General features: G+C 32.3%; 20 protein-coding genes. 10 read left to right on the forward strand and 10 right to left on the reverse strand.

Features of this window, described 5'->3' with window-relative positions; translation table 11 throughout:
- Positions 1–4 precede the first annotated feature (4 nt).
- From recJ to FF125_RS20410, 6 genes are all read left to right on the forward strand, one after another.
- The gene (gene recJ, locus FF125_RS20385; RefSeq protein WP_138951890.1) at positions 5–1702 is read left to right on the forward strand and encodes a single-stranded-DNA-specific exonuclease RecJ; all 1698 of its coding nucleotides are present in this window, start codon (positions 5–7) and stop codon (positions 1700–1702) included.
- 125 nt (positions 1703–1827) lie between these two features.
- A complete protein-coding gene (locus FF125_RS20390; RefSeq protein WP_138951892.1) occupies positions 1828–2313 on the forward strand; it encodes a hypothetical protein in 486 nt (161 codons plus the stop codon).
- A 154-nt stretch (positions 2314–2467) separates the two neighbouring features.
- A complete protein-coding gene (locus FF125_RS20395) occupies positions 2468–2761 on the forward strand; it encodes an endonuclease domain-containing protein (RefSeq protein WP_317129653.1) in 294 nt (97 codons plus the stop codon).
- Between the two features lie 287 nt (positions 2762–3048).
- Positions 3049–3414: an endonuclease domain-containing protein gene (locus tag FF125_RS20400; protein WP_138951896.1), complete on the forward strand. Its 366-nt coding sequence runs from the start codon at positions 3049–3051 to the stop codon at positions 3412–3414.
- Positions 3415–3769: 355 nt separating this feature from the next.
- On the forward strand, positions 3770–4135 hold the full coding sequence (locus FF125_RS20405) for an endonuclease domain-containing protein (protein WP_138951898.1): 366 nt from the start codon (positions 3770–3772) through the stop codon (positions 4133–4135).
- Between the two features lie 495 nt (positions 4136–4630).
- Positions 4631–4996 (forward strand): endonuclease domain-containing protein, encoded by a 366-nt coding sequence (locus tag FF125_RS20410; protein WP_138951899.1) that lies wholly within the window; start codon positions 4631–4633, stop codon positions 4994–4996.
- Positions 4997–5350: 354 nt separating this feature from the next.
- Here FF125_RS20410 and rpe read toward each other — a convergent pair whose 3' ends face one another.
- The 8 genes from rpe to tamL all read right to left on the reverse strand — a co-directional run bounded on the left by rpe (position 5351) and on the right by tamL (position 16067).
- Positions 5351–6001, reverse strand: coding sequence for a ribulose-phosphate 3-epimerase (gene rpe / locus FF125_RS20415; protein ID WP_138951901.1), 651 nt, complete (start codon positions 5999–6001; stop codon positions 5351–5353).
- A gap of 160 nt (positions 6002–6161) precedes the next feature.
- Entirely contained in the window at positions 6162–7025 is an 864-nt protein-coding gene (locus FF125_RS20420) for a sigma-70 family RNA polymerase sigma factor (protein ID WP_117879914.1), read from the reverse strand.
- Positions 7026–7421: 396 nt separating this feature from the next.
- Positions 7422–9638, reverse strand: coding sequence for a polyribonucleotide nucleotidyltransferase (locus tag FF125_RS20425; protein WP_138951903.1), 2217 nt, complete (start codon positions 9636–9638; stop codon positions 7422–7424).
- Between the two features lie 178 nt (positions 9639–9816).
- Positions 9817–10086, reverse strand: a complete 270-nt coding sequence (gene rpsO / locus FF125_RS20430) for a 30S ribosomal protein S15 (protein WP_138951905.1) — start codon at positions 10084–10086, stop codon at positions 9817–9819.
- A gap of 197 nt (positions 10087–10283) precedes the next feature.
- The gene (locus FF125_RS20435) at positions 10284–11282 is read right to left on the reverse strand and encodes a lipoate--protein ligase (protein WP_138951907.1); all 999 of its coding nucleotides are present in this window, start codon (positions 11280–11282) and stop codon (positions 10284–10286) included.
- A gap of 44 nt (positions 11283–11326) precedes the next feature.
- Positions 11327–12211, reverse strand: a complete 885-nt coding sequence (gene accD / locus FF125_RS20440) for an acetyl-CoA carboxylase, carboxyltransferase subunit beta (RefSeq protein ID WP_138951908.1) — start codon at positions 12209–12211, stop codon at positions 11327–11329.
- A 92-nt stretch (positions 12212–12303) separates the two neighbouring features.
- The gene (fbaA, locus tag FF125_RS20445; RefSeq protein ID WP_138951910.1) at positions 12304–13371 is read right to left on the reverse strand and encodes a class II fructose-bisphosphate aldolase; all 1068 of its coding nucleotides are present in this window, start codon (positions 13369–13371) and stop codon (positions 12304–12306) included.
- Positions 13372–13517: 146 nt separating this feature from the next.
- Complete coding sequence (gene tamL / locus FF125_RS20450) at positions 13518–16067, reverse strand: translocation and assembly module lipoprotein TamL (protein ID WP_175418975.1); 2550 nt, start codon at positions 16065–16067, stop codon at positions 13518–13520.
- A gap of 57 nt (positions 16068–16124) precedes the next feature.
- Between tamL and FF125_RS20455 the strand changes: the two genes are divergently transcribed.
- The gene (locus FF125_RS20455) at positions 16125–16847 is read left to right on the forward strand and encodes a TrmH family RNA methyltransferase (RefSeq protein WP_138951914.1); all 723 of its coding nucleotides are present in this window, start codon (positions 16125–16127) and stop codon (positions 16845–16847) included.
- A gap of 4 nt (positions 16848–16851) precedes the next feature.
- Here the strand turns inward: FF125_RS20455 and porT are convergent, their stop codons facing one another.
- Complete coding sequence (gene porT, locus FF125_RS20460) at positions 16852–17550, reverse strand: type IX secretion/gliding motility protein PorT/SprT (protein WP_138951916.1); 699 nt, start codon at positions 17548–17550, stop codon at positions 16852–16854.
- An 84-nt stretch (positions 17551–17634) separates the two neighbouring features.
- Positions 17635–18363: a bifunctional demethylmenaquinone methyltransferase/2-methoxy-6-polyprenyl-1,4-benzoquinol methylase UbiE gene (gene ubiE, locus FF125_RS20465; RefSeq protein WP_138951917.1), complete on the reverse strand. Its 729-nt coding sequence runs from the start codon at positions 18361–18363 to the stop codon at positions 17635–17637.
- 211 nt (positions 18364–18574) lie between these two features.
- On the opposite strand from ubiE, the gene queA reads away from it, so the two are divergent.
- From queA to rlmN, 3 genes are all read left to right on the forward strand, one after another.
- Positions 18575–19624, forward strand: a complete 1050-nt coding sequence (queA, locus tag FF125_RS20470; protein ID WP_138951919.1) for a tRNA preQ1(34) S-adenosylmethionine ribosyltransferase-isomerase QueA — start codon at positions 18575–18577, stop codon at positions 19622–19624.
- An 83-nt stretch (positions 19625–19707) separates the two neighbouring features.
- Entirely contained in the window at positions 19708–21399 is a 1692-nt protein-coding gene (locus FF125_RS20475; RefSeq protein WP_175418976.1) for a T9SS type A sorting domain-containing protein, read from the forward strand.
- Positions 21399–22436: a 23S rRNA (adenine(2503)-C(2))-methyltransferase RlmN gene (gene rlmN, locus FF125_RS20480; RefSeq protein ID WP_175418977.1), complete on the forward strand. Its 1038-nt coding sequence runs from the start codon at positions 21399–21401 to the stop codon at positions 22434–22436. The genes FF125_RS20475 and rlmN overlap by 1 nt, the downstream gene beginning before the upstream one ends.
- Positions 22437–22467 lie beyond the last annotated feature (31 nt).

Consider the following 22467-nt stretch of genomic DNA (forward strand, 5'->3'; position numbering starts at 1 on the left):
TACTATGCGTTGGACATTAAAGCCTTTACCAACATTAGATAAAGTAAGTAGCTTAGCAAAAAAGTTGTCTATTGACACTAATTTGGCTACGCTTTTAGTGCAACGCAACATTGAAACTTTCGAGGAAGCCAAATCATTTTTTAGACCAGATTTATCGAAGTTACATGATCCTTTTTTAATGCAAGACATGCAAAAAGCAGTTGATCGTATTGAAAAAGCAATGGCTAATGATGAAAATATTTTGGTCTTTGGTGATTATGACGTTGATGGCACAACGGCAGTCTCTTTAATGTCTTCTTATTTAAAAACTTATTATCCAAATGTTGCTACTTATATTCCGGATAGATACCAAGAAGGTTATGGTATTTCTTATAAAGGTATCGACTTTGCTGAAGACAATAACTTTTCATTAATTATTGCACTAGATTGTGGTGTAAAAGCAATTGATAAAGTTGAGTATGCCAACAATAAAAATATTGATTTTATTATTTGCGATCACCATAGGCCTGGTAACGAACTTCCTAAAGCAGCAGCCGTTTTAGACCCAAAAAGAGAAGATTGCAACTATCCATTTGATGAATTATGTGGTTGCGGTGTCGGCTTTAAATTAGTGCAAGCGTTGGCGTCTCGAAGAAATCAAACTATTGACGATTTAATGCCGTATTTAGATTTGCTAGCAACTGCTATTGCCGCAGATATTGTACCCATGAATGGTGAAAATAGAATTCTTGCCTATTTTGGATTGGAACGAATTAACACCAACCCTAGAAGTGGAATTAGAGCCATGACTCATCAGTTAAAAAAAGAGGTGTTAACCATTACCGACGTTGTTTTTGTGATTGCCCCAAGAATAAATGCAGTAGGTAGAATGAAACATGGAAATTATGCTGTTGAATTGTTATGTGAAGAAGATTTTGAAACAGCTCAAACTATGGCAGCTGATATTGAAGTTTTTAATAACGACCGTCGCGATCTTGATAAATTAATTACCATTGAAGCCCTACAGCAAATTAAAGAAAATAATGAAACGGAAGATTTTTCTTCAGTAGTTTACCAAGAAGATTGGCATAAAGGTGTCATTGGTATCGTTGCTTCTCGTTTAATTGAAAATTATTATCGCCCAACTCTAGTCTTTACTAAAAGTGGTGATAAATTAGCAGCTTCCGCTCGTTCTGTAAGTGGATTTGATGTCTACAATGCACTAGAAGCCTGCTCAGAATTTATTGAGCAATTTGGAGGTCATAAATATGCTGCAGGACTTACCTTATCACAAGAAAATTATAAAAATTTTAAAGATAAGTTCGAAGAAGTAGTAAAAAATAGTATTCCTCCAGAACTATTACAACCAGAGATTAAAATTGATTTAGAGTTAGAATTATCAGCAGTAACTCCAAAATTCTATAGAATTCTACAACAGTTTGCACCTTGTGGCCCTCTAAATATGAGCCCTGTTTTTATGAGTAAAAATGTAAAAGACACAGGTTATTCTAGAAAAGTTGGTGCAGATGAAGATCACTTAAAATTGAGTATTGTTTCAGAAGACGGAACAAAATTTAACGGTATTGGTTTTAATTTAGGTAAAAAACATGCCGAAATCTCAAATGGACAACCTTTTGATATTGTTTATACCATTGATGAAAACACTTGGAACGGCAATACTTCATTGCAATTGATAGTGAAGGATGTGAGGGTAAGTGATTAGCACTTTATTTTACTAAAAACAGAATGTTATAGCCATATAGTTTAGCGAGTTTTGATCATTTAAACAACAGTAAAACTTCTAGAGATAAAAATTAACAAACTAAATAAATACTAATACAAATACAAATGAAAAAAGTACTTTTATGTCTAGTTTGTATTGTAATTCTATCATGTAAGAATGACCTCTCCAAACATTTTGAGGAGAATAAAGACAGTTTTATAGAACTATCTCAAATCATTAAGAAGAATGATCATTATTTCTTTAATAATTCTGATTTACCTAGATGGTACGGAAGACCAATGTTCCAAAAAAGATATGAAGATCTAGAACAAACAAGTAAATTAAAATCTTTAGATATAAAAAATTATAACCTCATCCAAAAACTATTAAAGAAACTAGGTATTTATAAGTTTTATAGCACAAAGGGAGGTGATTTATTTTTTAACTTTAAGAAGAAAGATTATTTTATTTATTCTAAAAATTATTTCATTGCTTTTCTTGAGTCAGGCAGTGTGGGTTTTGAAAATTTTGGAGATTGTTATATTGGTGAAATTGAAAAAATTGAAAATAAATGGTATAAAGGTTTTTGTAAATCATCTCCAGCAAACTAAAGGTCAGTTCTAGGCAGTCGGTGAGTTCATTTAAAGATGCAAATCGAAACTCTTCTCCCAGTAATTATCCCCTTGAGGATTAGGGTGAAACAAAATAGTTCCATTTAACTCAGAATTAAAAGAACTGGCTCGTCAACTAAGAAAAAACAGTACGTTGCCAGAAGTATTATTATGGCAAAAAATAAAGAAAAAATCACTTGGAGTACAGTTTCATAGACAAGTTCCGATGCTAAATTACATTGTTGATTTTTATTGCCATGAAATTGGTTTAGCGATAGAGATTGATGGTAAAAGTCACGATTTTAATTTTGAAAATGATGCTGATAGACAGGCCAAAATTGAAGCCTATGGAGTTCAATTTTTGAGATTTTCTAACGATGAAATATTAAACAATATGTTTAGTGTGTCATTAATTATTGAAAATAAAGTGAAAGAGCTCCTTGAATAAAACACCCCTAAAGTCCCCTCAAGGGGACAATCATTTCCATTTTACACTTAAGGGTAAAAATAAACCTACTAGTCAACTAAGAAAGAAGGCTACTTACGTTATTAATGCAAAGCCCTTTCCGTAAACAAAATGCTCCCTCAAGGGGACAATCATTTCCATTTAACACTTAAGGACTAAAAAAACTTACTAGTCAACTAAGAAAGAACGTTACTTACATTATTAAAACTAAATCCTTTCGGTACACAAAATGTCCCCTTGAGGGGACCTTAGGGGTGTAAACCACAAATATGAGAAACAAAATAATTCCATATAACTCAGAACTAAAAGAACTCGCTCGTCAACTAAGAAAAAATAGTACATTGCCAGAAGTATTATTATGGCAAAAAATAAAGAAAAAATCACTTGGAGTACAGTTTCATAGACAAGTTCCGATGCTAAATTACATTGTTGATTTTTATTGCCATGAAATTGGTTTAGCCATAGAAATTGATGGTAAAAGTCACGATTTTAATTTTGAAAATGATGCTGATAGACAGGCCAAAATTGAAGCCTATGGAGTTCAATTTTTGAGATTTTCTAACGATGAAATATTAAACAATATGTTTAGTGTGTCATTAATTATTGAAAATAAAGTGAAAGAGCTCCTTGAATAAAACACCCCTAAAGTCCCCTCAAGGGGACAATCATTTTCATTTAACAATTTAGGTTAAAAACAAACCTACTAGTCAATTAAGAAAAAATGCTACTTACGTTATTAATGCAAAGCCCTTTCGGTGCACAAAATGTCCCCTTGAGGATTAGTGAAATAGAAATATATTTTCATTGAAAATACCGAGCAAAGCTCATTAGGAGTGTAAAACACAATATGAGAAACAATATATATTTTTAACTAAAAGCCCAAGTTTAGCTTAGGCCATAAAAGCGATGTGAAAAATATTAAACTTTAGAACATATGATTTTCGTAACAATTGTCCCCTTGAGGGGACTTTAGGGGTGTAAACCACAAATATGAGAAACAAAATAATTCCATATAACCCAGAACTAAAAGAACTGGCTCGTCAACTAAGAAAAAACAGTACGTTGCCAGAAGTATTATTATGGCAAAAAATAAAGAAAAAATCACTTGGAGTACAGTTTCATAGACAAGTTCCGATGCTAAATTACATCGTTGATTTTTATTGCCATGAAATTGGTTTAGCTATAGAGATTGATGGTAAAAGTCACGATTTTAATTTTGAAAATGATGCTGATAGACAGGCCAAAATTGAAGCCTATGGAGTTCAATTTTTGAGATTTTCTAACGATGAAATATTAAACAATATGTTTAGTGTGTCATTAATTATTGAAAATAAAGTGAAAGAGCTCCTTGAATAAAACACCCCTAAAGTCCCCTCAAGGGGACAATCCTTCTATTTAACGCTTAAGGGCTAAAAAAAATTACTAGTCAACTAAGAAAGAAGGCTACTTACGTTATTAATGCAAAGCCCTTTCCGTGAACAAAATGCTCCCTCAAGGGGACAATCATTTCCATTTAACACTAAAGGACTAAAAAAACTTACTAGTCAACTAAGAAATAACGCTACTTACATTATTAAAACTAAATCCTTTCAGTACACAAATTGTCCCCTTGAGGGGACTTTAGGGGTGTAAAACAAAAATATGAGAAATAAAATATATTTTGTTATGACGCTACCGAGCAAAGCTCATTAGAGGTGTAAAACATAATATGAGAAACAAAACATATTTTCAACTAAAATCCCAAGTTTAGCTTAAGCCAGAAAAGCGATGTGAAAAATATAAAACTTTAGAACATATGATTTTCGTAACAATTGTCCCCTTGAGGGGACTTTAGGGGTGTAAACCACAAATATGAGAAACAAAATAATTCCATATAACCCAGAACTAAAAGAACTGGCTCGTCAACTAAGAAAAAACAGTACGTTGCCAGAAGTATTATTATGGCAAAAAATAAAGAAAAAATCACTTGGAGTACAGTTTCATAGACAAGTTCCGATGCTAAATTACATTGTTGATTTTTATTGCCATGAAATTGGTTTAGCGATAGAGATTGATGGTAAAAGTCACGATTTTAATTTTGAAAATGATGCTGATAGACAGGCCAAAATTGAAGCCTATGGAGTTCAATTTTTGAGATTTTCTAACGATGAAATATTAAACAATATGTTTGGTGTGTCATTAATTATTGAAAATAAAGTGAAAGAGTTCCTTGAATAAAACACCCCTAAAGTCCCCTCAAGGGGACAATCATTTCCATTTTACACTTAAGGGTAAAAATAAACCTACTAGTCAACTAAGAAAGAAGGCTACTTACGTTATTAATGCAAAGCCCTTTCAGTACACAAAATATCCCCTTGAGTGGACCTTAAGGGAGTATAACGAAAAATGAGACAAAAAATATATTTTTTACTAAAATCCCAAGTTTAGCTTAAGCCAGAAAAGCGATGTGAAAAATATAAAACTTTAGAACATATTATTTCCGTAACAATTGTCCCCTTGAGGATTATTGAAATGAAAATATATTTTCATTAAAGATATCGAGCAAAGCTCATTAGGAGTTTTTAGGACAAATCAAAACCCCTTCAACTCAGCAATAGTTTCTGTCGGATTCTCACTCTTAAACACAAAACTACCCGCAACCAATACATCTGCACCAGCAGCAACTAATTTTGGAGCATTTTTATCATTTACGCCACCGTCAATTTCTATCAATGCTTTTGAGCCTGATTTTTCAATTAAATCTTTCAATTGAATTACTTTTTTATAGGTATTTTCTATGAATGATTGTCCACCAAAACCAGGGTTTACACTCATTAATAATACCAAATCTAAATCAATAATAATATCTTCTAACACTCTAATTGGTGTGTGCGGATTCAGCACAACTCCTGCTTGCATTCCTTCTGCCTTTATAGCTTGAATGGTTCTGTGCAAGTGATTACAAACTTCGTAATGTACTGTTATAATATCTGCTCCTGCCTCTTTAAAATCTTTGATATAACGATCAGGATCTACAATCATTAAATGGACATCCATTGGTTTTTTAGCATGCTTTTTGATCGCTTTTATTACGGGAATACCAAAAGAGATATTGGGTACAAACATGCCATCCATAACATCAATATGAAACCAATCGGCCTCACTGTTGTTAATCATTTCTACATCACGTTGTAGGTTGGCAAAATCAGCAGCTAAAATGGAAGGTGCAATTAAATGACTCATGTTTTTCTGTTTTTTACAAAAGTAGTGAAATTGTTACTAGCGGTTAACGCGTAATGGTTAGTTTTTTTCATCATTAATGACGATTTCTCACCGTATAAACAAAAAAAAACGCTTAACTAAATGTTAAGCGTTTCCAAATTATTGTTAGTAAAACGTAAACCTATCCTAAGTAAGTTCTTAAAATTTTACTTCTTGAAGTATGTTTTAATCTTCTAATTGCTTTTTCTTTAATTTGACGAACTCTTTCACGAGTTAAGTCGAAAGTTTCACCAATTTCCTCTAAAGTCATTGGTTGAGCTTCACCCAATCCAAAATACAAAGCAACAACATCCGCTTCTCTCGGAGTTAAGGTTTCTAAAGCACGTTCAATCTCAACTTTTAAAGATTCGTGTAATAAGCTTTTATCAGGATTTGGAGACTCACCAGAACGCAATACATCATATAAATTTGAATCTTCTCCTTGAATTAAAGGAGCATCCATAGATACGTGACGCCCTGCATTTTTTAACGACTCTTTTACGTCATTAATAGTCATGTCTAACTCTTTTGCAATTTCTTCTGCAGAAGGTGGTCTTTCATTATCTTGTTCTAAACGGGCATATGTTTTATTGATTTTATTAATAGAACCAATTTTATTTAAAGGTAAACGTACAATTCTTGATTGCTCAGCTAATGCTTGCAAAATAGATTGTCTAATCCACCATACCGCGTAAGAAATAAACTTAAAACCTCTAGTTTCATCAAAACGTTTAGCAGCTTTTATCAAACCTAAGTTACCTTCATTAATTAAATCTGGTAAAGTTAAGCCTTGATTTTGATACTGCTTGGCAACAGACACTACGAAACGTAAATTAGCTTTTGTCAAACGCTCTAAAGCCACTTGATCACCAGCTTTAATACGCTGAGCTAATTCCACTTCCATATCAGCAGTAATTAAATCAACTTTACCTATTTCTTGTAAATATTTATCTAATGATGCTGTTTCGCGGTTAGTTACCTGTTTTGTTATTTTAAGTTGTCTCATGTAATTTCTGCTGTTTTATTAATGTTAAATTTTGTTGTGTACTATATATACGTTACTAGTTACCGAAATGTTACAATTATTTCTCTTTAAATTAAAAAAAGATGAATTTGATGTTAACAATCCGCCTAATTAGAACACTTATAGACGTTAAATTCCTATAAATATTATAAATTAGACGATAAAAATCTGTTAAAACAACACTTAGAATCGTTGCTTTCAAACAACACTAATAACCTTTTTTCAAGTATGGTAAGAGTTACACAAAGTATTTGGTAGAAATAAAGCAATGAAAATTATTTTTTTTTAAAAGTGTAAAGCAATTGATAACATCAATAAACAAAAAAACCTGTCAATATTAATATTGACAGGTTTTTAATTTATAAAATCTAGAAGAAATTAATCTCTTCTTGGTTTTCTATCATCACGACGGTTATCACGTCCGCGATTATCTCTTCCTTTATTTTCTCTTGGTGGTCTTTCAACAAAACCTTCTGGTTTTGGTAAAATAGCTTTACGAGAAACTTTTTCTTTACGTGTTCTTGAATCAACACCGAAATATTTTACATCAAAAACGTCTCCCATATTAACTACATCGCTAACATTTTCTGTACGTTCCCAAGCTAATTCACTTACGTGTAATAATACTTCGTTACCCGGAGCATCCATATATTCAACTACAGCACCAAAATCTAACATTTTGATTACTTTAACTTCGTATACCTTACCAACTTCAGGTTTGAACAATAAAGAATCTATTTTTGCCATTACAGCATCAATACCTTTTTTACCAACACCTAAAACTTCAACAATACCTTCTTCAGTTATTGGATCTTCGTTAATAACAATAGTAGTTTCAGTTTCTTTTTGCATTTCCTGAATTACTTTTCCACCAGGTCCAATTAAGGCTCCGATAAATTCGTTAGGAATACGTCTTGTTACCATTGTAGGAGCATGCTCTTTAACATCAGCATTTGGTGTAGCAATAGTATCTGTTATTTTCTCTAAGATATGTAAACGACCATTACGAGCTTGTTTTAGTGCATTTACTAAAATCTCATAAGACAATCCTTTTACTTTAATATCCATTTGACAAGCGGTAATTCCGTCTGCCGTACCTGTTACTTTAAAGTCCATATCACCTAAATGATCTTCATCACCTAAGATGTCAGATAAAACAGCATATTTCCCAGAATCACCATCAGAAATTAATCCCATAGCAATACCAGAAACTGGTTTTGTCATTTGAACACCAGCATCCATAAGAGCCATTGTACCAGAACAAACTGTTGCCATAGAAGAAGAACCGTTAGATTCTAATACTTCTGAAACAACTCTCACAGTATAAGGACAATCCGCAGGTATCATTCCTTTTAATGCACGTTGAGCTAAGTTACCATGTCCTACCTCTCTACGAGATGTTCCACGGATAGGTCTAGCTTCTCCAGTACAGAAAGGAGGGAAATTATAGTGTAAGTAGAAATTTTCTTCACCTTCATGAGAAGGCATATCAATTTTATTTGCATCTCTAGAAGTTCCCAACGTTACGGTTGCTAAAGCTTGCGTTTCACCTCTTGTGAAAATTGCAGAACCATGAACAGAAGGTAAGTAATCAACTTCACACCAGATAGGTCTGATTTCGTCTGTTTTACGACCGTCCAAACGTAAACCTTCATTTAAGGTAAGGTCACGAATAGCCGCCTTTTCAGCAGCACGATAATATTTAGAAACTAAACCACCAAAATCTGCTAATTCTTCTTCAGAAAAAGTTGCTTTTATTTCCTCTTTTATTTCAGAAAATGCTGCACTTCTTTCATGCTTAGAAGATCCTGCTTTTGCAATAGCATATACTTTATCGTATGCCATGTCATAAACTTTCTTTGCTAAATCTTCGTCTGATCTTTCTTCAGGATATTCACGAACTTCTTTCTTTCCGAAAGCTTCAGCTAATCTTAATTGAGCAGCACATTGTACTTTAATTGCTTCATGTGCGAATTTGATAGCTTCAGTCATTTCTTCTTCAGAAATTTCATCCATTTCACCTTCAACCATCATTACAGAATCAGCAGAAGCACCAATCATCATATCGATGTCAGATTCTGCCAACTGAGCTCTAGTTGGGTTAATTACAAACTCACCATTAACACGACCTACTCTAGCTTCAGAGATAGCACATTCAAATGGAAAATCTGATAATTGGATAGCTGCAGATGCTGCTAATCCTGCCATTGCATCTGGCATAACATCATCATCATGAGACATTAACTGAATCATAACTTGAGTTTCAGAGTGATAGTCTTTAGGGAATAACGGACGTAAAACTCTGTCCACTAAACGCATTGTTAATACTTCACCATCACTTGGTCTTGCTTCTCTTTTAAAGAATCCTCCTGGATAACGTCCAGCAGCAGCAAATTTTTCACGATAATCTACCGTTAATGGTAAAAAATCAAGATCTTTTTGTTCGTAGTTAGAAACAACTGTACATAATAACATACATTTTCCTGATTGCACAACAACGCTACCATGAGCTTGTTTTGCTAACTTTCCTGTTTCTAAAGAAATGGTTCTTCCATCTCCTAAATCGATAATTTCGGTAAAAACCTTAGGTATCATAAATAAATTTTTTAACCCATCTATCGACAGGTGTAATTAAACAATTGGTTACCGTCAGGCTGGACGGTCAGGTTGTGTGTTGTGTGTTAACCAATGAAAAGAAGTAAGCTTTTTTTATCCTGACCCCCGAATTCATCGGGGCAGGATTAATAAAAAAGAGGCATAAAGCCTCTTTTTGTTATTTTCTAATATTTAACTCTTGAATTAATTCACGATATTTTACAATATCAGTTTTAATCAAGTAATCAAGTAAATTTCTACGTTTTCCTACTAATTTTACTAGAGAACGCTCTGTATTAAAATCTTTACGATTCTTTTTTAAATGTTCTGACAAATGGTTGATTCTGTAAGTAAATAAGGCTATTTGACCTTCAGTTGAACCTGTGTCTTTTTCTGATTTTCCGTGTTTTTTGAAAATCTCTGCTTTTTTTTCTGCTGCTAAATACATGCTAACATTAAGTTTTTTTAATTAATAATTTTTATGTATCGAATTATTTCGAGCCGCAAATATAAAACTATTATTCCGATTAGCAATAGCCAGTATTAAGTATTGAACACAATACCTCTAATTCTAAGAGACAATGTATCCATTTATAGAGACAATAAATTGATTTAAAATATCAGATTTCTGATGGAACTATCTTTTTAATCTTCACCATAAACGAGTTCTAAAAAATCTTCTTTTTGAATATCTCCAAAATATTCATTGATATCAATGCTTTTTAATGCCATTGAAATATCTTCTTTTTCATAACGGATTCCTTTCAATAAATTTTCAAGATCTGCAACAGGTTCTTTACCAAAAAAATCTCCATAGATTACTACGTCTTTTATAAGTCCCTTTTCTACATGTATTCGCAGATCAATCTCACCAATCGGAAAACGATTAGTTCGTTGAATGTTAAATTTTGGTGACCGACCATAATTCCAATCCCAGTTATCATATTTATCTGCCTTAAGCTCATGTACTTTTTTCCATTCTTCGGGAGTCAAATAATAGCTTTCAAAAGGTTCACTTTCTTCATAAAGTCCTTCCAATAATAATTTTCTAAATTGTTCGATTTTCATCGGGTCATTCAAAAACTCTGAAATATTAGCTACACGACTTCGAACAGATTTGTGACCTTTCGATTCAATTTTGCTCATTTTAACGTTTAATGCGTGTACTACTTCGGCTAAATCAGTGTCAAAAAGTAAAGTACCATGACTTATCATTCGCCTACCTGTAGAAAATTGAGCAGTACCTGAAATCTTCTTCTCCTCTACTTGAATATCGTTTCTACCTTTTAGTTCGGCATCAAGACCTAATTGCTGTAGTACTTTTATAACTGGAGCCGTAAACTTCTTGAAGTTGTTTAAACTTTTATTGTCGTGATTCGTAATAAAACTAAAATTAAGATTTCCAAAATCATGATAAACCGCACCACCACCAGAAACTCGGCGAACTACATGAATATTATTATCTGTTACGTACTGCTGGTTTATCTCTTCTAACGTATTTTGGTTCCTACCTATTATTATAGAAGATTCGTTAATGTAGAATAACAAGTAATCTTGGTCACTACTAAAGTTTCTCAACGCATATTCTTCTAGAGCAAGATTTAGACGCGGATCTGTAACCCCTTCATTTTCTATAAAAATCATTTTACTTTTTATTTGAAGGTAAAGATACTGATTTTAGATTATTTTTAGGCCTTTTCCTTAACTTGAGGCTCTGTTCTAATTGGTAAATTCTGAATCAAATCAATATATAGATTAATCTGTTCTTTTAAATTTTTACGCTCTATTATTTTATCTAAAAAACCGTGTTCCAAGACAAATTCTGAACGCTGAAAACCTTCAGGTAAATCTTTACCTGTAGTATCTTTTACAACACGTGGTCCTGCAAAAGCAACAAGTGCATTGGGCTCAGCAAAATTGACATCACCTAACATGGCATATGAAGCAGTTGTACCTCCCGTGGTTGGATCAGTACATAATGAAATATATGGAACACCTGCCTCAGCTAATTGAGCTAATTTTGCAGATGTTTTTACTAATTGCATCAAAGAATAAGAAGCTTCTTGCATTCTTGCTCCACCTGATTTTGAAATTATTAATAATGGAATTTTATTTTTAATTGAATAGTCTATTGCTCTAGCTATTTTTTCACCCACTACACTCCCCATTGAACCTCCAATAAAAGAAAAATCCATGGCAGCAATGACCAATTCTTTACCAAAAGACTCTCCAACGGCAGTTCTAATAGCATCTTTTAATTTTGTTTTTTCCTCAGCATCCTTTAATCGATCCGTATACTTTTTTGTGTCGGTAAACTTTAAAGGATCTTTAGATGTAATTTTAGCATTAAGCTCCGTAAATTTATTATCATCAAACAAAATTTCAAAGTACTCATTACTTCCAATTCTTACATGGTAACCATCCTCTGGACTCACATAAAAATTTTCTTTCAACTCCTCAGTATCAACAATTTTACCACTAGGTGTTTTGTACCAAAGTCCTTTTGGTACATCTTTTTTATCTTCAGTAGCAGTTTGAATTCCTTTATCTTTTCTTTTAAACCAAGACGACATATTATATAAATTTATTAAGATGCAAGTTACTAAAAAATAAGAAAGCCCAACAAAAATTAAATTTTATTGGGCTTTTTAATTAAAAAGGTTTTTTACAATGTGTTAACATTGTTTAAATCTTCAAAGGCTTTTTTAAGTCTAGTCACAAAAGTATCTTCACCTTTACGCAACCATACTCTTGGATCATAATATTTTTTATTTGGAGATTCAGGACCGTCTGGGCTACCAATTTGAGATTTCAAATAATCAGCTTTTTCAATCATATAATCACGAATACCTGACATAAATGCATATTGCATATCCGTATCAATATTCATTTTTATAACACCGTAACCAATTGCTTCTCTGATTTCTTCTACTGTAGAACCTGATCCACCATGAAAAACAAAATCAATATGATTATGCTCAACACCATATTTTTTGGTAACATATTCTTGTGAATTTCTCAGAATTTTTGGAGTTAATTTTACATTACCTGGTTTATAAACACCATGAACATTACCAAATGCTGCAGCAATAGTAAATTTATCACTTATTTTTGAAAGTTCTTCATATGCATAAGCCACTTCTTCAGGTTGAGTATATAGTTTTGATTCATCAACATCACTATTATCAACACCATCTTCTTCACCACCAGTAATACCTAATTCAATTTCTAACGTCATTCCCATTTTACTCATACGAGTCAAATAAGTTTTACAAATCTCTATGTTTTCCTCAATTGGCTCTTCTGAAAGATCAATCATATGACTACTATACAAAGGCTTGCCTGTTTCTTTAAAATGTTGTTCACTAGCATCTAATAAACCATCAATCCAAGGTAATAATTTTTTTGCACAATGGTCGGTATGTAAAATTACTGGCACACCATAAGCTTCTGCCAATATATGAATATGTTTAGCTCCGGCAATAGCACCTAAAACAGCTGCTTTCTGATTTTCATTACTAAGTCCTTTTCCTGCATTAAATTGAGCACCTCCATTAGAAAATTGGATGATAACTGGAGCATTTAAATCTCTAGCTGTTTCTAGCACACCATTAATAGTGTCTGATCCAATTACGTTAACCGCTGGTAATGCAAATCCTTTTTCCTTTGCATATTTGAAAATCTCTTGTACTTGGTCGCCTGTAGCAACACCTGGTTTTATATTGTGAGCCATAATTTATTTATTATAATTGAAGTGTAAATTTACAAAAATTAAATAGGATGGAAACAGGAGTAGCGGTAAAAATACGAAAACGTTGTATTTTGTATAATTTGTGGTTTTACTTCACTAAAGCACCTGAGATAATCTAAGTTTCTGTTTTAAAATGGGTAATTAATACCAATGTTATATACGGCATTACCAAAGTTATAATTCTTGAACCATTTGTTAGAAGAACCAAGGTATGGTTCATAAGTTTTAAATCCTGCATCTAACCGAAACACTAAAAAACTAAAGTCGTATCTGATACCAAACCCAGAACCCACAGCAATATCTTTTAGAGACGAAAGTCCATTAAACTTTGCTTTGCTATCAGTTATAGATGAGTTGGTTATATCCCAAATATTACCGGCATCAATAAAAAGTGCACTATAAATGTTGTTAACAACCTGAAAACGATATTCTAAATTTGAGGTTAATTTTAAACTACCCACATTAAATTCTAACCCATTGGTTTCAGAACCTGGCCCTAATTTAAAAGTATTCCAAGCTCTTATATCATTAGACCCACCCGCTCTATAACTTCTACTAAATGGTATGGATTCAGAACTACCCATAGGAAAAGCAGCTCCTATAAATGTTCTATGAACTAACGTTGCTTTTGAATTAATGCCCCAATATTTTTTATATTCAACTTCGGTTTTTATATACTGTGCTATTTCTAAACCAAAAAGTTCTTTTTTATTACTCGCAGAAGATTTATTTACAAACATTGATGTAATATTACCTGATGACACTAGCTTAGCAGTAAAACCTGAAAAGCTATTATCAGTAAAACCGTCCCTATTGCTATAATTATAAGTGTAAGACATTACAGGAACCAGTACATCTTCAGTTAAAATACTTCTACGTTCTTCTACATCTTCTGCATTTTCATATTCGGTAGGGTTTGAAACGGAAAATCCTTCATCAGCATCAAGTAAATATTCCAAATAATTTGAAGAGTTTAAATCGCCATCAGAATCATATAAATTTTCTCCACCAACAGTAGTATAGGTTTCATCAGGAACTATAACTTCAGCAATATCATCTAACTTATAAGCTTCAGATTTATAAATAGTAAAATATTTATCAGTTCTTAAATTTTTAATATACTGCATGTTTAGCAGTTCAAACTTATGGTCAGTAGTCTTAGAACTTTTCCAAGTATAATTTAAACCCCCAGTAATGTTTTGTCTATCTAAACCTATATTCCGTTGAAGAGCAATACTTAATTCAACATTGGTTTTGGGTGTCATTCTTTTTGGAATGATACCTTTAGTATTTATTGGAAATAGTATTCTTGGAAACTTTAACGTTGCACTTGAACCAATTTCATAAGCATTGAAAAAACGATCACTATCTGCAATTTCAGCAGCTACATTTAAAAAAGAACCTTGAAATGACACCTCTAATACTTCTGCTCCTCTAAATACATTTCTATTTGACCAAGACACCTTACCCAATATACCAAATGGTTTAATATTAGAGGTAATATACTCATTATCAATTCCAAAAGAGAATTTCTTTTGTGGTGTTAAATATATATTTGATGTAAGCGAACCGTCTTCATTCTCTTCATATTTAATATCTAATGAAGGTTTAAAATTCTGTAAATCTCTTAAATAGGCTCTTGTTAATTGCTGTTCTGTATCTCTATAAATACTATCCTTTTGGATAATAATGGCGTTTGCCAAATATTTAGGGTTGTATGCTAATTTATTGGTTGACTTAAAATTATACCCCTTATAAGATACTGAATCTAGAATCGGTTTATTTTTATCAACAAAAGAAAAATCAGTATAAACATTTACCTTACTTACTTTTCTAATCTTAAAAGGCTCTGTATATACACTATCATTTTTTTCGATAACCCTGTCATTTATCTCTAAAGTAACACTAGTTCTGTAAGGTGATAACCCCAACGTATCTATCCAATACTCCATGTTGTTTTTTCCAAAATAATAAACACCAGAATTTCTAAATATTTCAATTAGACGGTCTTCCTCTTTTTCAAACTTGGTATAATCTATCTGATCTCCAACCTTAACTAATGACTTGCCTCTATACATTTTATATAACGAATCAAGAACGGGCGAGCTAATATCGGTTGTTATACTATCAATAAAATAAGGGTTATTTTTAGTAACCAAATAATCAACAGTAATTTTCTTATTGTCTTTCTTTATTTGTTTAAAACTGACTTCAGCATCAAAATAGCCTTTACTTTGATAATACTTAGTCAAAGAACTTACCGATTTTCTAATTTTTGTGCTGTCAGAAATTACAGGTGCATTGCCGTTTTTTAAAAACCAAACATTAATTCCATTATACGCGTTTTCCATTGCCTTTACTTGTTTTTGAGAAAAGACATTGACTAATTTTCGTTCTTTATTTGGGTTTTTATCTAACCACTCTTGAAACTTTATTTCATAATTTGGTTTTGCAAAATTATAAATATGCAGAGAAATAGGAATTCCGAGTATCTTTGTATTAGGAGTTTGTCTGAGGTAACTAATAACATCAGGGTTGCTAATTTTTTTATCATCTACCACAATTGTGTTTTTTGATAACAGATATTTATCCTGAGGAACCCTTTTGGTTGCAGTACAAGAAATAATTACAACAGTTAATATTATAAATACTATTATTTTAGCAAAATAGTTAAGCAACGTAATTTTCGATTTAAAGGGAATATTTATTAAAACACCAAAAATACTACTATTTAGATGTTAAGCAAAAATGAACATAAGTTAATAACGAGTTTACAACAAAAAAAATACCGAATTCAACACCAATTGTTTGTTGCTGAGGGCGTAAAGGTTGTAAACGAATTTTTAAACTCTAATCTTCAACTCCATAAGTTATTTTGTACTGAAGATTATTCTCATTCCATATCAAAATATGAGCCAGAAATAATTACAGACAAAGAATTATTAAAATTAAGTAAATTATCTACACCAAATAAGGTTATTGCTATTTTTAAAATTCCTTTGGCAAATGCTATAAAGACAGAAGGTTTAACTGTTGCGTTAGACGCAGTTAATGATCCGGGAAATTTAGGAACTATCATTCGCTTATGCGACTGGTTTGGCGTATCTCAACTAATATGCTCTACAGACACTGTTGACTGTTACAATAGCAAAGTGGTACAAGCTACCATGGGCTCATTAACCAGACTGTCAATTGTTTACACTGATTTAAACACATTTTTAAACAATGCAAATAGCCCCATTTATGGTGCCGTAATGGATGGAAAAATGGTATACGATACTGAATTAGATAAAAATGGAATTTTAGTAATGGGTAATGAATCGCAAGGAATTTCAACCGAAATTGAACATTTATTGAGTCAAAAAATAACAATTCCAAAGTTTAGTAAAAACAACACTCCAGAAAGTTTAAATGTAGCAACTGCAACTGCTATATTATTAAATGAATTTAGACGGTAAATGTTTATTCAAAAGTCAAGTTTAAGAAAATCCCTCTTGTCCCATAATAGTCAATAGGTAAAGTCCAAGGACTAGCAGGATTATTATCTCGAACTAATTCATTATTCATTGCAAAAATACCCCTAATAGACGGTGAAAATTTAAAATGTGGTAAATAGAAATCTACCCCTAAACCAACCTCGTACATAAAGTTATTGGTTTTCATTCTAAACTCACCTTCAAAATTATCATCTGAATTTTTCTGATTACTAGAAAAATTATAATCATAAGACACCCCTCCAATTACAAAAGCACGCATATTATCTAAACGATCTGTTCTAAATTGAAGTAAAAGAGGAATTCTAAAATAAGTAGCTGGCACTTTTCTTACCCTATCTTTTTCTGTATCGGGTATGGTTGGGTTAGAAAACGTCAACACTTTAGAGTTACTCGAAAGCCCCGGCTCAAGTCTAACATTTAAATTATCACTAATATTATAGCCTAATACCAGACCAATATTAAAACCATACTTTTCTTCAACGTCTACAAAGGAATTTGCAAGTTCATAACTAACCTTAAAGCCTTTTTTATTGATGCCTAAATAATATCCGTAATGGATTTTTTTCTTATCCTTACTGGGAAGGTTTATTACTTTATCTTTTTGAGCAAATGAATTGCCAATAAAAATTAGTACACTAACTATACATAAAAATGATCTATTCATTCTTTTAATATTTTCATTTTGCAGAATGTGTTTTTACACAAACTTCACATTTACAATATATTACAACAAAACACTGCTTCCAATTTATTTCGTTGCGGTATAAATGGAGGCAGATCCAAAAGTTAGGGGTTTGTTAGTTGCATTATTAAACCCATTTTTCTCTAAAATATTGTTGAAATTTTTTCCATACGGAAAAACTGCAGCAGATTCCGGCAAATATGTGTACGCTCTTTTATCCTTAGACCCTAATTTACCTATGGTTGGGATAATATACTTGGAATAAAAATTAAATAGCTGTTTTACAGGAAATTTTTCAGGTTGTGAAGTTTCTAATACCACAAAAATTCCGTCAGGTTTTAAAACGCGATGAATTTCTTGTAAACCTTTATCTAAATTTTCAAAATTTCGAACACCAAAACCAACGGTAATCGCATCAAAACTATTATCATCAAAAGGTAAGTTTTCAGAATCTCCGATAATCATTTCAATTAATCCGTCAAGATTTTTCTCTTTTACTTTTTTGATTCCAACATCTAACATCCCCTTTGAAATATCTAAACCGACAATTTTCTCTGGCTTTAATTTTGATAACATTATAGCAAAATCACCAGTTCCAGTAGCAATATCAAGTATGGTTTTTGGGTTTTTCTGACCTACAATTTGCACTACTCTTTTACGCCATTTTATATCAATACCAAATGTCATAATTCTGTTTATGAAGTCGTAATTACCAGAAACATTGTCAAACATTTCTGCAACTTGTTCTTTTTTACTTAATTCAGAATCTTTATATGGCGTAACTCTATTAGTCATATTGTAATTTTTGCCCTCCTTGGTTAAACTTTGGAGTATGAAGGTGCAAAGATAATGATTCAAGGCAAACTAACGAACTAATTAATTTTATAAAAACACTTAATAACTCGCTTTAAATAATATAATTAGCTAAACACTTGACAAAGGGTATGTGGATATTGTATATTTGCATTCGTTTTTTTTAACACATTAAAAAACCCTCGTATAACATATGAAATTATCACATTTTAAATTTGAACTTCCAGAAGAGTTATTAGCTAGCTATCCTGCAGAGCAAAGAGATGAAGCAAGATTAATGGTCTTAGACAGAAAAACACAAACAATAGAGCATAAATTATTTAAAGACCTTGTAAACTATTTTGATGAAGGAGACGTAATGGTTTTCAATAACACAAAGGTTTTTCCAGCAAGATTGTATGGTAACAAAGAAAAAACTGGAGCTAGAATTGAAGTTTTTTTATTACGAGAATTAAATGCAGAAAGCCGATTGTGGGATGTCTTAGTTGATCCGGCAAGAAAAATAAGAATAGGAAACAAATTGTTTTTTGGAGACAATGACGATTTAGTAGCAGAGGTTATTGACAACACCACTTCTAGAGGTAGAACATTACGTTTCTTATTTGATGGATCTTACGAAGCATTTAGAAAAAAACTGCAAGAATTAGGAGAAACTCCATTACCAAAATATATTGAAAGAGATGTTGAGCCTTTGGATGATGAGAGATATCAAACAATATATGCAAAACATGAAGGAGCAGTAGCTGCACCAACTGCAGGTCTTCACTTTTCTAGACACCTTTTAAAAAGGCTAGAAATTAAAGGTATTGACTTAGCCGAAGTTACCTTACATGTTGGTTTAGGTACTTTTAACCCTGTTGAAGTAGAAGACTTATCAAAACATAAAATGGATTCTGAGGAAATTGATATTCCTGAAAATGCAGCGAAAGTTATTAATAACGCTATTGACACTAAAAAAAGAGTTGTAGCTATTGGTACAACAGTAATGAGAACTTTAGAGAGCTCGGTTTCTGCCGACCATCATTTAAAACCATATAACGGATGGACTAATAAGTTTATTTTTCCTCCTTATGAGTTTAGTATTGCAGATGCAATGGTTACTAATTTTCATACACCAAAGTCTACTTTAATGATGATGGCTGCAGCTTTTGCTGGACATGATTTTCTAAAAGAAGCCTACGCATTAGCGATTAAAGAAAAATATAATTTTTATTCTTATGGTGATGCCATGTTAATAATATAATTAGATTTTACAGATTAAACTGGAAAGCCTTATATTAGAATAATATGAGGCTTTTTTTTATACCTTTACGGAAATTGTTATATATGCAAAAAATTCTACTTTCACTATTATTATGTATATCTGCACTAGTATCAGCCCAGGTTACCAATGAAGGCGAACCTGTTAGCTGGAGTTTGACGAATACAAAAACAGCTTCTAAATTGATAACGCTACCAAAATTAGATCTAAATCAACTTAGAACCGAAGACCTTAAAAGCGATAAAATAAAAACAAAACCATACAGAATCGGCGTTTCTAATGAAGTTAATTACGGATTAAAAAGTGACGGCATTTGGACAGATTTACCGAACGGAGATCGTATTTGGCAAATTGCATTTGCCTCACCTGAAGCATTGCATTTGAGTGTTAACTTTAATAGTTTTTATTTGCCAGAAGGCAGTACTATTTATTTATACAACAAAGATAGATCAGACCTAATCGGTGCTATAACTTCTAGTGCAAATAATAATAAAAACGAACTTGGTACTTGGTTTGTAAAGGGAGATCATCTATTCGTAGAATATTACGAACCTGAAGAAGTAAAAGGACAAGGTAAATTAAATATTGGCTCAGTAATACATGGTTATAGGTTGGCTGACGAGGTTCAAACCGGTTATGAAAATAAATCAATCTTAAAAATTAACAGTTCTGGAGACTGTAATCTTGATGTTAATTGTGATATTGGATCTGATTTTGAAGCTTATAAAGACGAAATAAAAAAATCAGTCGCATTTTTAAATATGGGCGATGGCTATATTTGCTCAGGTAGTTTAATAAACAATGCAGCTCAAGATAAAAAACCTTACTTTTTGTCAGCGGAACATTGCTTAGAAAGAGAGACCGATGAGACCGCAGCAAATCCTGCATTATTTTCAATGCGTTTTAATTGGATAAGCCCTAATCCCGTTTGTGCAGCTATTACCAATAGTACAGAAACTACAGATGAATTTACTATGATGGGCTCAACATTACGTGCACAATTTGCTGATTCTGATATGCTTTTATTAGAATTAAATAATCCTATTCCAACAGATTGGGATGTTACTTTTGCAGGATGGGATAGAACTGACATTAATCCTACTTTTGAAGTTGGCATTCATCATCCTGAAGGTGATATTATGAAAATATCTAGAGATGATACTGGTGCTATAAAAGCAACTTCTGATGGAAAAGACCTATGGTTAATTGGTGGCTTAAATGATGGAATTGGTACTGGCGATGGTTGGGAGCTAGGAGTAACCGAAGGTGGCTCTTCAGGTTCTCCTCTATTTAATCAAAACGGACATATTATTGGGCAATTATATGGTGGTAATGCAGTTTGCACGGGCACTTCCGATAATGATGATTTTGATTTATATGGACGCTTAGCTATTTCCTGGGATGGTGGTTCTACGGCAGCAACACGATTAAAAGATTGGCTAGACCCCCAATCAAATAACGCAACTACACTAAACAGCTTTTCAAATACATTAGCAGTAATAGATGATGATTTTAGTAATAATATTACATTATATCCAAATCCGTCAAGCGGAATTTTCAAAGTAAAGATTCACGAATTAACAGGTGATCTGACTTATGAAGTTTATAATTTATTAGGTCAAACCTTGGTTATGAATACACCTATTACAAATAATACAATAAACTTGAATAACTTTTCTAATAACATCTATTTTATCAGAATAACAGAAACAGAAACCAATAACACCTTAGTTAAAAAGGTTGTTTTAAGTAAATAATGAAGAAAAAACAAGACATAAGAGCCCTAACCAAAGAACAACTTCGAAACTTCTTTACCGAAAATAACGACAAAGCTTTTCGAGGTAATCAGGTATACGAATGGTTATGGCATAAAGCATCGCACTCTTTTGATGATATGACCAATTTATCAAAAGAAACAAGAACGATGTTACAGGATAATTTTGTTATCAATCATATTGAAGTTGATCAGATGCAACGTTCTAATGATGGCACCATAAAAAATGCCATTAAGTTGCATGATAATATGATTGTAGAATCTGTTTTAATACCTACTGACACCAGAACTACAGCTTGTGTTTCTAGTCAAGTAGGTTGCAGTTTAGATTGTAATTTTTGTGCTACAGCTCGTTTAAAACGTATGCGGAACCTTAACCCCGATGAAATATACGATCAAGTAGTTGCTATTGACAAACAAAGTAGATTATACCACAAACATAAATTATCAAACATTGTATTTATGGGTATGGGTGAACCCCTTTTAAACTATAAAAATGTATTAGCTTCAATAGAAAAAATTACATCTGATGAAGGCTTAGGTATGTCGCCCAAAAGAATTACCCTATCTACTGTTGGAATACCAAAAATGATTAAAAAATTAGCAGATGATGAAGTGAAATTTAATTTGGCTGTTTCTTTACATTCTGGCATAGACGAAGTTCGTTCTAAAATGATGCCGATAAACGAAAAAAGTAACTTAGCGGAGTTATTAGAGTCATTACAATATTGGTATGCAAAAACGAATCAAAAAATTACTTTTGAATATGTAATTTGGAAAGGTATAAATGATACTCAAATAGATGCTAACGCCTTGGTAGATTACTGCAAGAAAGTGCCTTCTAAGGTAAATTTAATAGAATATAACGCTATTGATGATGGAGAGTTTCAACAAGCCTCTGTTGCTGCTACTGACATGTATGTCAGAACTTTAGAAGCTAACCGAATTGTAGTTAACGTACGTCGAAGTCGTGGTAAGGATATTGATGCTGCCTGTGGGCAACTGGCCAATAAAAGTTAAAGATCTCACAGACCCAAAGCGTTGAGACTGT

It is taken from the genome of Aureibaculum algae (genome assembly GCF_006065315.1).
GTDB classification, from domain to species: Bacteria; Bacteroidota; Bacteroidia; order Flavobacteriales; family Flavobacteriaceae; genus Aureibaculum; species Aureibaculum algae.

What these genes read in the sequence shown, in the direction of transcription:
- FF125_RS20425 (WP_138951903.1), bottom strand. Translation starts at nt 9,638, where the DNA reads ATGATACCTAAGGTTTTTACCGAAATTATCGATTTAGGAGATGGAAGA.
- fbaA (WP_138951910.1), bottom strand. Translation starts at nt 13,371, where the DNA reads ATGGCTCACAATATAAAACCAGGTGTTGCTACAGGCGACCAAGTACAA.
- porT (WP_138951916.1), bottom strand. Translation starts at nt 17,550, where the DNA reads ATGAATAGATCATTTTTATGTATAGTTAGTGTACTAATTTTTATTGGC.
- accD (WP_138951908.1), bottom strand. Translation starts at nt 12,211, where the DNA reads ATGTCGTCTTGGTTTAAAAGAAAAGATAAAGGAATTCAAACTGCTACT.
- queA (WP_138951919.1), top strand. Translation starts at nt 18,575, where the DNA reads ATGAAATTATCACATTTTAAATTTGAACTTCCAGAAGAGTTATTAGCT.
- FF125_RS20455 (WP_138951914.1), top strand. Translation starts at nt 16,125, where the DNA reads ATGTTAAGCAAAAATGAACATAAGTTAATAACGAGTTTACAACAAAAA.
- FF125_RS20410 (WP_138951899.1), top strand. Translation starts at nt 4,631, where the DNA reads ATGAGAAACAAAATAATTCCATATAACCCAGAACTAAAAGAACTGGCT.
- FF125_RS20475 (WP_175418976.1), top strand. Translation starts at nt 19,708, where the DNA reads ATGCAAAAAATTCTACTTTCACTATTATTATGTATATCTGCACTAGTA.
- FF125_RS20420 (WP_117879914.1), bottom strand. Translation starts at nt 7,025, where the DNA reads ATGAGACAACTTAAAATAACAAAACAGGTAACTAACCGCGAAACAGCA.
- FF125_RS20390 (WP_138951892.1), top strand. Translation starts at nt 1,828, where the DNA reads ATGAAAAAAGTACTTTTATGTCTAGTTTGTATTGTAATTCTATCATGT.
- FF125_RS20400 (WP_138951896.1), top strand. Translation starts at nt 3,049, where the DNA reads ATGAGAAACAAAATAATTCCATATAACTCAGAACTAAAAGAACTCGCT.
- ubiE (WP_138951917.1), bottom strand. Translation starts at nt 18,363, where the DNA reads ATGACTAATAGAGTTACGCCATATAAAGATTCTGAATTAAGTAAAAAA.
- rlmN (WP_175418977.1), top strand. Translation starts at nt 21,399, where the DNA reads ATGAAGAAAAAACAAGACATAAGAGCCCTAACCAAAGAACAACTTCGA.
- FF125_RS20435 (WP_138951907.1), bottom strand. Translation starts at nt 11,282, where the DNA reads ATGATTTTTATAGAAAATGAAGGGGTTACAGATCCGCGTCTAAATCTT.
- recJ (WP_138951890.1), top strand. Translation starts at nt 5, where the DNA reads ATGCGTTGGACATTAAAGCCTTTACCAACATTAGATAAAGTAAGTAGC.
- rpsO (WP_138951905.1), bottom strand. Translation starts at nt 10,086, where the DNA reads ATGTATTTAGCAGCAGAAAAAAAAGCAGAGATTTTCAAAAAACACGGA.
- rpe (WP_138951901.1), bottom strand. Translation starts at nt 6,001, where the DNA reads ATGAGTCATTTAATTGCACCTTCCATTTTAGCTGCTGATTTTGCCAAC.
- FF125_RS20405 (WP_138951898.1), top strand. Translation starts at nt 3,770, where the DNA reads ATGAGAAACAAAATAATTCCATATAACCCAGAACTAAAAGAACTGGCT.